At 36.6% G+C, this 14,127-nt stretch carries 12 protein-coding genes; 6 read left to right on the top strand and 6 right to left on the bottom strand.

The features are described from left to right. Positions 1–5 precede the first annotated feature (5 nt). The 3 genes from BUL40_RS12330 (at position 6) to BUL40_RS12320 (ending at position 2,436) form a co-directional block, all read left to right on the top strand. A complete protein-coding gene (locus BUL40_RS12330; RefSeq protein WP_080319512.1) occupies positions 6–920 on the top strand; it encodes a dimethylarginine dimethylaminohydrolase family protein in 915 nt (304 codons plus the stop codon). Between the two features lie 10 nt (positions 921–930). Continuing rightward, positions 931–1,860 (top strand): citrulline utilization hydrolase CtlX, encoded by a 930-nt coding sequence (gene ctlX, locus BUL40_RS12325; protein ID WP_010519247.1) that lies wholly within the window; start codon positions 931–933, stop codon positions 1,858–1,860. 96 nt (positions 1,861–1,956) lie between these two features. After that, positions 1,957–2,436 carry a hypothetical protein gene (locus BUL40_RS12320; RefSeq protein ID WP_141239666.1) on the top strand — a complete coding sequence of 160 codons (480 nt, stop codon included), beginning with the start codon at positions 1,957–1,959 and terminating at the stop codon, positions 2,434–2,436. Positions 2,437–2,475: 39 nt separating this feature from the next. Here the strand turns inward: BUL40_RS12320 and BUL40_RS12315 are convergent, their stop codons facing one another. From BUL40_RS12315 to BUL40_RS12305, 3 genes are all read right to left on the bottom strand, one after another. Then, positions 2,476–3,987: a peptidase associated/transthyretin-like domain-containing protein gene (locus BUL40_RS12315; protein ID WP_080319511.1), complete on the bottom strand. Its 1,512-nt coding sequence runs from the start codon at positions 3,985–3,987 to the stop codon at positions 2,476–2,478. Between the two features lie 84 nt (positions 3,988–4,071). Then, positions 4,072–5,499: an SDR family oxidoreductase gene (locus BUL40_RS12310; RefSeq protein WP_080319510.1), complete on the bottom strand. Its 1,428-nt coding sequence runs from the start codon at positions 5,497–5,499 to the stop codon at positions 4,072–4,074. Then, complete coding sequence (locus BUL40_RS12305; protein ID WP_080319509.1) at positions 5,496–5,921, bottom strand: hypothetical protein; 426 nt, start codon at positions 5,919–5,921, stop codon at positions 5,496–5,498. The genes BUL40_RS12310 and BUL40_RS12305 overlap by 4 nt, the downstream gene beginning before the upstream one ends. A gap of 319 nt (positions 5,922–6,240) precedes the next feature. On the opposite strand from BUL40_RS12305, the gene argS reads away from it, so the two are divergent. Together argS and BUL40_RS12295 are read left to right on the top strand one after the other, a co-directional pair. Next, positions 6,241–8,019 carry an arginine--tRNA ligase gene (gene argS, locus BUL40_RS12300; RefSeq protein WP_080319508.1) on the top strand — a complete coding sequence of 593 codons (1,779 nt, stop codon included), beginning with the start codon at positions 6,241–6,243 and terminating at the stop codon, positions 8,017–8,019. Then, the gene (locus BUL40_RS12295) at positions 8,019–8,840 is read left to right on the top strand and encodes a zinc-dependent peptidase (RefSeq protein ID WP_080319507.1); all 822 of its coding nucleotides are present in this window, start codon (positions 8,019–8,021) and stop codon (positions 8,838–8,840) included. The genes argS and BUL40_RS12295 overlap by 1 nt, the downstream gene beginning before the upstream one ends. 63 nt (positions 8,841–8,903) lie before the next feature. Here BUL40_RS12295 and BUL40_RS12290 read toward each other — a convergent pair whose 3' ends face one another. Continuing rightward, positions 8,904–9,644 (bottom strand): bacteriorhodopsin-like, encoded by a 741-nt coding sequence (locus BUL40_RS12290; RefSeq protein WP_080319506.1) that lies wholly within the window; start codon positions 9,642–9,644, stop codon positions 8,904–8,906. 111 nt (positions 9,645–9,755) lie between these two features. Between BUL40_RS12290 and BUL40_RS12285 the strand changes: the two genes are divergently transcribed. Then, complete coding sequence (locus tag BUL40_RS12285; RefSeq protein ID WP_141239665.1) at positions 9,756–10,631, top strand: Brp/Blh family beta-carotene 15,15'-dioxygenase; 876 nt, start codon at positions 9,756–9,758, stop codon at positions 10,629–10,631. Here the strand turns inward: BUL40_RS12285 and BUL40_RS12280 are convergent. Next, positions 10,615–13,176 (bottom strand): TonB-dependent receptor, encoded by a 2,562-nt coding sequence (locus tag BUL40_RS12280; protein WP_244901870.1) that lies wholly within the window; start codon positions 13,174–13,176, stop codon positions 10,615–10,617. The two genes, BUL40_RS12285 and BUL40_RS12280, sit on opposite strands and share 17 nt — an antisense overlap. Next, positions 13,157–14,068, bottom strand: a complete 912-nt coding sequence (locus tag BUL40_RS12275; protein ID WP_080319503.1) for a FecR family protein — start codon at positions 14,066–14,068, stop codon at positions 13,157–13,159. Before BUL40_RS12275 ends, BUL40_RS12280 begins: the two co-directional genes overlap by 20 nt. Positions 14,069–14,127: the final 59 nt, after the last annotated feature.

Below are 14,127 nucleotides of genomic sequence, written 5' to 3'. Positions count from 1 at the left end.
GTATTGTGTTGAATTTAAGGGTAAAAGATGAAATAGGTCGATTGCAAGCCGTAATATTAGGAACGGCCATAAGTAATGGGCCAATACCTACGTTAGAAGAGGCTTACGATCCAAAATCAATGGAGCATATAAAAGCGGGAACCTATCCACTTGAAAAGGATATGGTTAAAGAAATGGATGCTTTTGCAACAGTTTTAAAGAAATATGATGTCAAGGTTTTTAGACCTACTATTATAGAAGATTGTAATCAAATATTTTCCAGGGATATCGCATTTGTTATTGAAGACAAAATTTTTCATTCCAACATTTTGCCAGACAGGGAAAATGAATTCGAAGCAATTCAACATGTATTGGATTTAATTGACCCAGAGAAACTTATTAGACCACCAGAAGAAGTTCACGTAGAAGGTGGCGATGTTATGCCTTGGTATGATCATATATTTGTGGGAACCTATACGGCAGATGATTATTCTTCTTATATAACTGCTAGAACAAATAAGGCTGCAGTAGAATTTTTGCAAGAACAATTTCCACATAAAAAAGTCAAGTCTTTTGAGTTGCGAAAATCCAACACAAATGCAAAACAGAACGCATTACATTTAGATTGTTGTTTTCAACCCCTAGGTAAGGGTAAGGCTATTCTGCACAAAAATGGCTTTTTAGTAGAAGAAGAGTACCAGTGGTTGGTTAATTTTTTTGGTGAAGAGAACATTTTTGAAATTACAGAAGAGGAGATGTATCAGATGTTTAGTAACGTGTTCTCTATTTCTCCAGATGTTGTGGTATCCGAAAAAAGTTTTAGCAGACTTAATAATTGGTTAAGGCATCAAGGGTTTACCGTAGAAGAGATTCCCTATTCAGAAATTGCAAAACAAGAAGGTCTACTACGTTGCAGTACCTTACCTCTAATTCGCGAATAAAACTTCAATAATGCAAATTACCAATACAATTTTAATGGTGCGGCCCGTTGCGTTTAGAATGAACGAAGAAACCGCCGTAAATAATTATTTTCAAGAAGATCTATCTGTAAAAAATAACCAAATAAACAAGAACGCCCAGCAAGAGTTTGATGCTTTTGTAGAAAAGCTAAAGGCAAAAGGGGTAAACGTAATTGTTATAGAAGATCGTTTGGACCAAGATACTCCAGACTCTATTTTTCCTAATAATTGGATAAGTTTTCATAAAGACGGTACCGTAGGGGTATACCCCATGTTTGCAGAAAACAGAAGAAGGGAAAGGCGAGAAGATGTTTTTGATATACTAGAAGAAAAAGGTTTTTTTATAGACAAAATAGTAGACTACACAAGCGCGGAAGAAGAAGGAATTTTTTTAGAAGGTACAGGTAGTATTATTTTGGATAGAGTACACAATAAGGCATATTGCGCTTTATCTGATAGGGCAGATGAAGACTTGTTTATAGAATTTTGCGAGGATTTTGATGTTTTCCCGGTTCTATTTACCGCCAATCAAAGTGTAGACGGTAAAAGATTGCCCATTTACCACACCAATGTTATGATGGCGTTGGCAGAAACCTTTGCTGTAATTTGTTTGGATACCATTGACGATAAGAAGGAAAGAAAAATGGTAAAGGATCATTTGAAACAAGACGGTAAAGAGGTAATATTAATAACCGAAGAACAAATGCATAGCTTTGCAGGAAATATGCTTCAGGTTCTAGGGGCAAATGATGAAAGAATTTTAGTTATGAGTTCCGCTGCCTACAATAGCCTTACTCAATCTCAAATTGATGCTATTGAAAAACATTGCACTATTCTTCATAGCTCTTTGGAAACAATTGAAACTTGTGGCGGAGGTTCTGCCCGTTGTATGATGGCAGAGGTATTTTTACCTCTAAAATAGAAGATTTCACAACAAAGCATTGATTGGTTGGTATAATATTCGTACTTTTTTGTAAGAAAATACGTTTTATTTGTGAACCAACTAATTTTTACTATCATGAGTATGTGGGAAATTGACGAGATAATCATAAGCGGTATACAGCTCATTAAGAATTCTGATTTGGAAGAAACTTCTAAGAAGAATATTATTTGGAACTTAGAGAATTTACCAGATGTATATTCGTTTGACGCCGGTATGTATAATCGGACAGAGTTAGATATGGGTTTTAAGTATCAACTAATGCATCCGTATGAAGTGGGCTTGTTTGTAGTTAAAGAAGCTAAGAAGCAAGGTTATAATGATCTGGTGTACGACTGGTCTGCGTTTTTACTCAATTATAGAGAGGGTTATTTTAGCACAATTGCTAAGGCAGAAGAATTGAAAGAATCCTATCTGGGTGAAATGAAAGCGGTATTTAGTAGTATTGATTTTAAAGATTATAAACCCATACATGATTCCCTAACCATTTTTAGAGATGGTATGGATTGGTTTAGTCCCGAACAACAGAATTTGGTAAAATGGTATTGTGCCAATTAACGTAAAGATAAAAGACGCTAAAATTAAGCGTCTTTTTTATTATTCAGTGGTGTCTGCCTTAAAACGTTTGATGGCTTCATTGGGTTCCATAATGTTGTAACCTGCCCAAAAATCGGCATTGTATGCGGGCATGTAAGTTGGCTTTAAAACTTTGTCTTCTTTATATTTAGCTATTGCGGCTTCCTCAATTAGTTCGTTTTGAAAAATGACCAACTCGTATTTATCAACATTAGAAATTTGAAAATCCAGATTCATACGCAGCTCATTTTGCTTGCGTCTCCCTTTTACGTATTTGTTTTTCTCTATAACGTCTAAAGGTCTATCTATTCTAAACCATTTGCCAAAAGTTATATCTGCAAATTTTAATGCGTAACGACCATTGGCTATTTTGCCAAAACGCATGGTGCCCTTATATGTTACATCTCTATAGTAAATACCAAGAAGTCTAAAATTTCTTAGGTTTTTTACGTTCTCAAAATCAATTCGCATTACGGCAAAATCATCGATGTTAATATAGATTTTCCCTTTAAAATCTGCCTTTCCTTTGGGTTCAAAATCCACAACATAGACACCATTATCGTCTATTTCTGAGTATCCGTTTAGACTAAAATTATAGCGCTTGTATTTATCAACAATATTTAGTTTACTATCTTCCTTGTAGTATAGTTCTTCATAAATATCTCGTAACATCCAACGTTGTCCGCGTACCGCGCCGTTTGTAGTGTCTTTGGCTTTTTCTATTTCGCTGGCCAATTCTTTTGCCTCTTCTTCTTTTATATCGTTCAAAATAGAATCTACCTGTATTTTTTGACTAAACAAACCCGATTTTACTTTTAAATAGGAGCTAGGTTTTACATGTTTTTTAAAGATGGTTTCCATGTAATCGCCTATGCCTTCAATAGAGTTTAATTGGTCTTTGTTGTACATTTCTGCAACTTTTATCAGGCCAATTTTACTCATCTTCTTAGAGGAATATAAATCGCCTAACGCTTCTGTATAATGATAGGTATTTCTTGGTACAGCTCTGCCAATACTATCTATTAATTCTTTGTCTAACTCTTCAATACTGGATTTTTCAAAACCAAAATCTAGTTTATGGATGTTCGCAAATTCTGAGTTTCTTAAAAAATAACGTTGTTTTATGGGAGACAAGTTTCGGTTGCTAGGAATATTTTCAATCATCTTTTCAATGATTTCATCAACCGTTAATTCCTTATCAAACAAGAACACACCATCTAGGTTTATGGCTTTAGGTGTTAGATAAAGTATAGAGTCCAATGGGGCAACAAAAGGGAAGCCTGTTTTCTCGTACCCCATGCTAGAAATGTAAATACTGTCTAGTTTCTTTTCGTTTTCTTTTAATGTAAAAGAAAAAAGTCCCTCGTCATTGGTAATAACACCTGCATGTTCTCCATAGGCCACGGTAGCATACGGAATAGCTTTTTTTGTTTTACCATCTACTAATTTAGCAGCGAAGGTTTGTGCTTGTAGTTGATAAATACAGCAGAAAAATACAATAGAGGTGGATAGGAAAAAGGCTTTATGGGGCATACTTAGCGTTTGTTTGTATTAATAAGACAGCTTATGTTCTTAAATGGTTGCCTCTTAATACGAATAAGTCTCTAAGTTGTTACATTATTGCGCCTTAACCAAGTTATTTATCATTCCTTTAAATATAAAAATGTGAAAAGGTAGTACACTGTACCAGTATAGTCTACCTTTTAAACCTCTTGGTCTAAAGGTTGCTGTTTGGTGTAAGGTATTGTTGGCGTCTATTCTAAATTCTAGCCACGCTTCGCCAGGCAAGCGCATTTCTGCAAAAAGCAAAAGGCGTTTTTTATCTCGGTCTGCCAAAAGCACACGCCAAAAATCCAACGCATCTCCAGGAAATATTTTATCGGGATGCGTACGCCCACGACGCAAACCAGGGCCACCATTCATTTTGTCTAGATAACCTCTTATTTTCCAAAGCCAATTGCCATAATACCAACCCGTTTCTCCACCAATTTTCCAAATATTGTCAAGGGTACGTTCCACATCTGTTATGGCAAGCGTTTTTTTATCCGTTAGTACGCCATATTTTGGTACCTGAATGTATTTTTCTAAGTTTCTACGTATCTGTCCGCTTGCTAAACTATCTTTCCAACTACTAACTACTAAATTTTGTTCTATTTTTTTAAATGCAAAATCAATAGCTTGCTCATATGTTAACGGCTCTATACCTAATAATTGCTGTAATTTATTGTCTCTGGCCACTACTTCCATCTTCATGCTATCTACCAAATTCACTGCAAGCTTGTAAGAAGTAGAGGTTACAAAATATAGCCAGTATGAAGATAACTTTGGTGTCATTACCGGTACCGTGTAAATCCAATTTTTAAAGCCCCTTACCTTAGCATATTTGTGTAGCATTTCTTTATAGGTCAACACGTCTGGTCCGCCAATATCAAAAGATTGGTTGTACGTTTCTGCATGCCCCAAAACTTGGGTTAAAAAGGCTATTACGTCCCTAATTGCAATAGGTTGGGTTTTTGTTAGCACCCATTTGGGAGTTATCATTACGGGGAGTTTCTCACACAAATCCCTAATAATTTCAAAGGAGGAGCTTCCAGAGCCCACGATAATTCCGGCGCGTAGCACCGTTAAATTAAAAGGCCCTTTGTACAAGATTTCTTCTACATTTTTTCGAGAAGAAAGATGTTTGCTTAACTCCTGCTCATTAACAATGCCACTTAGGTAAATTACCTGTTTTACATTGGTACCATGCATTAATTTATTAAAGTTCTCTGCCGCCAAAGCTTCTTTTTCATCAAAATCCGTGATAGAAGATGTCATGCTATGTATTAAATAATAAGCGGCATCTATATCTGTAGGTATAGGGTTGTTTTCTGGTAGTTTTAAAAAGTCTACCTCAATGACTTCTATCTGTTCTAGAATTTCTTCCTCTACAGACAGTCGGTTTTTATCGCGCACAGCGCACACCAATTGGTGCCCAGAATCCAGTAAGTTTGGTAATAGGCGCATGCCAATGTAGCCATTTGCTCCTGTTAGTAGAATTTTCATAAATCTTCTATTGAGGTTGGTGCGGTATCTGCTTTATAATCCAATAACTTCTTAAAAAATTTCTGCACCGCCTTAGTGTCTGCCAAAACCTTTACAAAATAATGGTCACGGTAAACCGAATAAATGGCCATATCGCCTTTATAGATGGTAAGTTTGTAAAAAGGAATTACCAGGGCATAAGATTCTAATAACGACCTAAAGCCAAGAATGATGCCTTTTGGGCGTATTTCTATGTTGCAAACATTGGCATTGTTATCTAGAATAAGCAAATTGCGTATTTCAACACTTGCTTCTTTGATTTCTAATTTTGGCGAGCCAATACCGCCCATTTTAATACGGTCTTTTAGGGGAAAAGGCTTACCTACTTCAGCATCTATTTTTCTGGTAATCTCTTTATTATTGTAAGATACGTTCAATAGCATAATCTAATGGTATTAGAGATTGCCCAAAACAAATTTAATAGCCCTCTTAGATAAATGATGTGTTTGCTACAAGTATAAACGTTACGCTATTAAATTAAAAAAGCGAGATTCTTGCAAGCCATATGGTTAAATTTATTTTCTATCCTCAAAAGTATTACGTTCTAAAACCAATAAATGAATCTAAAACAAGCTTGGTAGCAAGCAAATGTTCCGTGCAATCTTTTCTTTTAAAGATACGGCGGAAATGGCACTATTGCATATAAAACAGGGAAAAAACGGTAAAAAAATGTAGTTTTGCAGGCCACAAAAAGGCATGTTTATGAAGCTTACCACGGTATTAGAAGAAAAAGTAAAAGAAGCGGTACAATCTATTTTTGGTCAGGAATTGCCTGCTGTAGAATTTCAACCAACTCGTAAAGATTTTGAGGGAGACATCACCGTGGTGGTTTTTCCTATGTTACGCGTGGTTAAAGGTAATCCAGTAGCTATTGGCACGCAGATTGGAGAATACTTGGTAGAAAATGTAGAAGAAGTTGCCAAGTTTAACGTGGTAAAAGGCTTTTTAAACTTGGTGGTGAGTGATGCCTATTACATTAACTTTTTTAAATCCATATTGGCGGTAGAGCAGTTTGGCTATGCGCCGGCCAACTCTAAGGACGCGGTTATGGTAGAATATTCTAGTCCTAATACCAATAAGCCACTACACCTAGGGCATATTAGGAATAATTTATTGGGATATTCCGTTGCGGAAATTTTAAAAGCTGCCGGTCATAAGGTATATAAAACCCAAATTATTAATGATCGGGGCATACATATTTGTAAAAGCATGTTGGCTTGGCAAAAGTTTGGCAAGGGCGAAACACCAGATTCCTCAGGTTTAAAAGGAGACCATTTGGTGGGTAAGTATTATGTGGCTTTTGATAAGGTCTATAAAGCACAAATTGCGGAATTGATAAGTGCCGGTAAAACCAAAGAAGAAGCAGAGAAGGAAGCGCCTATTTTATTAGAAGCCCAAGAAATGCTTCGTAAATGGGAGGCCGGAGATGCACAAGTGGTGGAGCTTTGGAAAATGATGAATGGTTGGGTATACAAAGGTTTTGATACTACTTATGAGAACCTTGGTGTGGATTTTAACCAGCTGTATTATGAGAGTGATACTTATTTACTAGGTAGAGATGTGGTACAGGACGGACTGGAAAAAGGTGTTTTCTTTAAAAAAGAAGACGGTAGCGTTTGGATAGACCTAACCGAAGATGGCTTAGACGAGAAAATTGTACTTCGTTCTGATGGCACTGCGGTGTATATGACACAGGATATAGGTACGGCCATACAGCGTGTAACCGATTTTCCAGATATTAATGGTATGGTTTATACCGTAGGTAATGAGCAAGACTATCACTTTAAAGTACTTTTCTTAATACTAAAAAAACTAGGCTATAGCTGGGCAGATAAGTTGTATCATCTGAGTTATGGAATGGTAGATTTACCATCCGGTAAAATGAAGAGTAGGGAAGGAACCGTAGTAGATGCGGACGACCTTATCCAGAATATGGAAGATACGGCTGCAGAAATTTCTCAAGAACTAGGTAAGCTAGATGGTTATTCAGATACTGAAAAACAAGCACTTTACCGCACCATTGGTTTGGGAGCTCTAAAATATTACATCTTAAAGGTAGACCCTAAAAAGCGAATTCTATTTAACCCAGAGGAGTCTGTAGATTTTCAAGGTAATACGGGGCCATTTATACAATACACCTATGCTAGAATACAAAGTATTCTTAGAAAGGCGAATGAGTTGAATTTAGACTTAACAGTGGCTGTAACTTCTGTGCATCCAAAGGAAAAAGAATTGTTGAAGCAATTAGAGTTATTCCCGAATAAAGTACAAGAAGCGGCAGAAAATCATAGTCCTGCATTGGTGGCAAATTATGTGTATGATTTGGTCAAGGAGTTCAATTCTTTTTATCAACAAGTATCTATTTTAGGTGAAGAGGATACTCAAATAAAGGCTTTCCGTGTAAACCTTAGTAAAAAGGTAGCAGATGTTATTAAAGATGCATTTTTATTACTAGGAATTCATGTGCCTGTGAGAATGTAATGTGGGTGGTCCTTAATTCAACAGAAAAGTACATTGCGCTAATTTTTTTAACGTTCTCTATTCTAGTAGTGGTGCTAAAAGGCGTGTATCAAATACTGGCAAAAGAGCGTTTTGCTTGGCGAAAGCTTTTTAATAAGGTGAAACCCATTACCGAAAAGGAACGTCATTTTATCACGGCGTTTTTACTGCCCTATCAACAATTTACCCATGCGGAACGAAAACAATTTTTAAAACGATTCGCTTGGTTTAGGTCCAGAAAATCATTTGTTTTTTATGGGGCTATCGAGGAGCCAGAACAAATAAAAGCATATGTAACCGCATCTGCTATATTATTGACTATGGGTTTGAGAAATTATAAGTATGAAAATTCTATACGAAGAATTATAATTTACCCATCTGCCTATTATTCCAAGATAGCGAAGCGGTATCATCTAGGGGAATACAATCCACGGTTTAAAACACTTGTGTTTGCCGCGGATGAATTAGCACATGGTTTTAGAATTCCTAACGATAACAAGAACCTAGGGTTGCATGAGGCCGCCCATGCGTTAATGTTTGAGTTTGATAAGATGCGTGGTTGGGAAGCGCGTAAGTTTAGATTGGGTATTCGGAAATTTAAAGGATTATTTGAGAATCCAAACTTTAAAAAAGTATTGGAAGGTTCTACTTATTTTAGACCCTATAGTAAAACAAGTTTTATAGAGTTTTTTGCGGTAGCAGTAGAAAATTTTGTGGAGAGCCCGTCAGAATTTAAAACCCATTATCCTGGGTTATTTTATTTGATGACGAGGATATTTAACTTAGGTACTTCTACTAAATAGCTAAAGTAAAGGGGCAAAGCGCTGGACAAGATTTACCCCTCTACATCAACCAACTAAATACTATTAAGCAGATTTTTCTTGGCTGGCCACTGCGGCACCGTATACAACCAAGCCAAATCCTATTTTATTGATGGCATCTCCAATATTATAAATTACGTCCATGGCAAGTCCACCAAAGATTCCTTCGTACCAGCCGGGTGTGCCCGCCATATAACCGATAGGGTATATAGCCCAACCCACTAATACAAACCAACATAGCATTTTATGAGCTTTAAGTACAGAGCCGCCTGCTTGTACCGCAAGCTTTTTAGCACTACCTAGCCAAATATCATAAACTATTATGAAGTAGGCAATACCTGAAATTAGCCCCCAAAGCCATGCTTGGTCTATGTAAACGGCTTCTCCTAGATAGCCAGTAACCAACATGATTACGGAAAGGAAGATTAAACGCCACATTAAAGATTTTTTTGCACCGGCTACTCTTAGGATTAAGTAAAATTCTACACACATTAAGGGAACCGTTAATACCCAATCTACATATCTGAAGAAGGTTGGTGATTCCCCAATTGCACCCCAATAATCTCTCATGTACCAATAGTGAACCGCAGCAATGAAAGTAATAAGTCCAGAAACCAAAATTGAAGTTTTCCATTTTCTATCAAAATTGTTCATTGATAAAAAGAAAAATGCAGACGCGGCCATCATAGCCATACATCCAACAAAAAATGTAAAACCTACGTAGTCATCATTGGCAATTTTTGTAACCTCCGCAAACAGAGGTAAGTTTAGTAATAAAGTTTTCATAACATCTTTTTTAGCAATTTATTGTTGAACTAAAATTACAAAAGAATAAACAAAAAGTAATCATAAATGTTTAATAAAAAATCAATATATTTAAACAAAACTAGAAAATAGGTGAAAGAAATAGCTCTGATATTGTCTTTTTTAAGTCTTTGGATTTCTACAAAAATGAACGGGAGTCAGGTGCAATTATTTGCTTTTTCACTAATTCTTACAATAGGCATGCTGCATGGAGCTAATGATTTAAGTATCATTAGAAAAGTTTCTAGTTCATCTAATATTATAGGCTATTTGATGTGGTATGTGTTTGTAATAATTGCGGTTTCCTTTCTTTTTGTTCTTTTTAAACCACTAACCTTATTTTTATTTATTCTTGTAAGTGGCTTCCATTTTGGGGAGCAACATTTGTTTAAATATGTGCTTAAACCCTCAAGACTATTGAGGGTGTTGTACCTTTTTTACGGCAATTTAATATTGTTTATTATATTTTCTATAAACTTAAACAAGGTTCAGCAAATTGTTTTTGATTTTAGTGGTTATAATTTACCGGTGCTATTGGTTTATGTGCCTACCATGGTATTGGGGATTTTGGTGCTGTTGTTTTTTATATTAGGTTATAATAGAAACTTGCTTGAAAAGGGAGTGGCAATAGAATTGGCCTATTTTATCATTATAACGGGTATACTATACTTGGTGTCTCTTCCTCTTGGTTTTGCTATATATTTTGTGTTTTGGCATAGCTTACCTTCCTTACGAGACCAGATAAAGCACCTGTATGGAAAAACGGATAAACAGGCCTATTTTGGATATATTAAATCTTCTTGGCCGTATTGGTTGGTTTCGCTTCTAGGTATCATTTTATTGTACTGGTTCTTTAGCTTTAATCATTACGATTTTTTAAACGTAATTTTTTACATGCTTTTACTGATTACTTTTCCTCATGTAATTGTAATGCATAGGCTTTTTAATAGTATTAAAACCGAATCCTAAAACTGGCATTAGGGGTAATGCCCAAAGAAATACGTTCTATACTCTGAATTTCCTCATCTTCATTGATACGATAGTATTTGTTCAAGAGGTTTTTTCTATTGGTCATATTCAACAAAGAAATACCGGTATCTGCCTTAATACTATTAGAAATTTTAAAACTGTAGGTTGCAGAGCCATCTAAACGTAAATACTCTGGTAATCTACTGCTATTAGGTGCGGCATAGTTTATTTTACTGGGAAATACGGTGTTGTCTATTGGGTTTTCAGCATCGGGTTCCGTATAAGGTTTACCCGTTCTATAGTTTAAGCCAAGCCCTAGTTTTAGATTGCCCAGCGTATAGGTACTGGCCAATGTAATGTTATGGCGCACATCTAAATTATTAGGGAAGCGGGCCGGCACAATACTATCAAAGGTATAATCATTCTTATTATAGGTATAGCTTAACCAGCTACTGTAATTTTCCCCTTTTTTATTCAACAAGAGTTCTATGCCTTTAACCCTATACAGGCCAATTTCTCCATTAAACTGGTCTTGATTTTGAAAGCCTTGTGTGCGTGTACTTATGCCATCTACTTCTTTATAAAAAGCTTCTACCCCAGCGTGAAACCCATTTTTTTCATAAACTAAACCAGCCGATGCTTGTTTGCTCTGGGTAAGTGGTAAGTTTTCTTGATTAGACAATGTCCACCTGCGTTTTTCGATACCTAAAAAATTTTGTTCCAAATCGATAATCTGATTGGTAGTTTGGCTCTTAAGTTCGCCCATTACTTGTGCCCGTAGGTAATTGGCCAATTTAAAATTAAGGTTTAAGCGTGGTTCTAAAAGCCATGTGTTAAAATCGGCCCCAAAAGTATCTAGGTTTATAATGTAATTGGCACGTAAGCCGCCCGTGGCAATCAATTTATTTTCAAAAGCGGTGTAGGTAAAACTAGAATAGGGAGCAAAAGTGCGTATTACTTCAATTATGTTACTTTGAAACGGTGGCTGGGTAACATCACTTAAATTGGTAATTCCCGTCTCCATGTACTGAAAACCATTTTGCCATTGCCATGCATCGCTCAACGCATAATTAATATTAAATTTTGCGGCGCGTTCTTCTACCCGGTTTTTTTGAAATAGCTGTTGGTTGTTATTTAGTATGTTTTGCGCATCTAAGGTATATTGAGAAAAATATGCATTAGCCGTTGTGGTAAGTTTATTGTTCCATTGCCCTTGGTATTGCAGGCCCGCGCTTACATTGGTTTGGTCTAGAAAGCTTTGGGAGCTGGTATTGTTATCGGTATTGGTTTCTATAAAGTCTAAATCGTTGTCAATACCTATTAGGCTTAATCTTAATTTATGGTCTGGGTTAATGTTGTACAATAACTTGGCAGAAACATCAAAAAAAGCAAAGTTTTCGGCTGTTTCTATAAAGTTGTCTACCGATTCGTTGTCTTCATTTTTAATTTCGGTATCCTGGAAAACCTTATCGGTAAAACTACCATAGATGGGGGTATTCAAAAAGTCGGTGGTAGACCTTCTTGCAGAAAATTGAAGGGCAAAATTATCGCTTAGTGGAAGATGGGCATACACGTCTCCACTAATTAGATTAAAGCCGGCCCCGCCTGTAGCCGTATACCCTATTTCGTCTTGGGTCTGCATGCTAATTACGCTACTAACCCCATCACCGTATTGAGCGGGCGTTCCGTTTTTATAAACTGTTACCTTGTCTGTAAGATAAGGGTTGAATGCAGATATTAAGCCAAAAAAATGCCCAGATTGGTACATTTTAATTCCGTTCCACAAGATAAGGTTTTGGTCGTTGGTGCCACCCCGCACATTAATGTCAGATACGGTTTCATCCACACTTTCTATTCCTGGTAAGGCCTGTATAGACTGCAATACGTCTGGTTCTATTAAACCAGGTAAAATACCCAATTCTCCTGTGTTTAGGCTAAAACTCCCATCTGTTTCCTTAACCAATCCCGGTGTTAAAAATTGGTATACAATAACTTCTTCTAATTGCTCTCGTTGTTCTGCCAATAACACCTTTGGGCATTCCTTGCCTATAAAATTGGTGACGGGTACCACTTTGGTTTGGAAACCTAAATAGCGTATTTGTAAAGAAGCATCTCTAGGTGCGTTAGAAATATTGAAAACACCATTGGAGTCTGTAACCAGTGCTATGTCCGTTCCCAGCACAGCTACGGTAGCCCCGGGAATGGTATTGGCGGCAAAATTATCCAACACTTTTCCGCAAATAGCAATTGTATTTGGATAGTACAAGCTGTAATAGCGCTTGCTTATACTTTTTATGGTTAAACCGGTTTGTAGTTCAATGCTAGATAGGGCTGTCTTTAGGTCTTCTAAAGAAGAAAAAGAAATGGTTTTACCAGCTGCGTCTTCATCTGCATAGGAAATTTTTATTTCAAAAGCTTGCTCTATTTTAGCAATGTATTCTTTAAGACCTATGGTGGTACTATCTTGGGCAGATAGGTATACAGGTAATAAGAAAACTAGAACCCCTAAAAGAAAGGGTAAACGCCTATGGAGTATCCTCCGCATAGAAAACAACATTTAGAGTGCCTATGGTGTATTTTAATTGCAATGGGGTGCTTATACTTTCCAAAGCTACATTAAAATCAGAATTGCTAAATGTTCCCGTAAAAAGTTGTTCGGTATCTACGTTTTTAGTTTCAACCTTAAAATCATATTGGCGCTCAAATTCTGCCAAAACATACTTTAAAGGTACGCTATTAAAGGTGCTTTCGTTTTGCATCCATGAGGGTTGGGTAGCGGTAGAGCTTTGTTTTGTAATAGTACCATTAACTACAGCAAAAGAATGGCCCGCAGGTAATTTAAGTATTTGGTCTTTATAACTAACCTGTACCAAGCCCTCAAAACAGGTTACCTTAAAATAATCATCTCGCTGTTGTACATTAAATTGTGTGCCCAATACGGCAACGTCACCTAAATCTGTAGCTACGGTGAATTTTTTGCCCTTAGCTACTTTAAAAAAGGCTTCTCCTTCTAATTCAACATTACGCTCGTTGTCCCAATTCTTTTTGTTGTAGGTTATCTTGGAGTCCGCATTCAAAATAATTTCAGAGTTATCTGGTAAAGTAAGCTCCGTACGTTCTGCTAATTGTGTGGTAACTTTTGTGTTTAACGTACCCAAATAGAAATAAGATCCTACAATAAGTACCGCTGCCACCGCCGCTACCCGCAAAAACTTTTTAAATGGGCTCAAGGTTATCACTTTTGGGGCCTGCTCTTGCATGCGTTGGCCGTTAAGCTGCAGCCATGCTTGTTCCATATTAAATTCTGGTGGGGAAAGTTTATCTGTGGTCTCTTTTATTTTTTGGTATTGTGCATACTCAGCCGTGGCTTTAAAAGCCTCTAACTCCTCTTCCGTTAACTCATTATTGAGCCATTTTGCCAAGTAATTTTCTCGCATCTTCTTTTACTTTATATAGGTATAACAATCGGGTTTGTAAAAACCCTACTTTATATTGT

It is taken from the genome of Croceivirga radicis (assembly GCF_002072105.2).
GTDB lineage: Bacteria > Bacteroidota > Bacteroidia > Flavobacteriales > Flavobacteriaceae > Croceivirga > Croceivirga radicis.
Note: the sequence above shows the minus strand (reverse complement) of the source record. Positions and strands in the feature narration are given on the sequence as shown.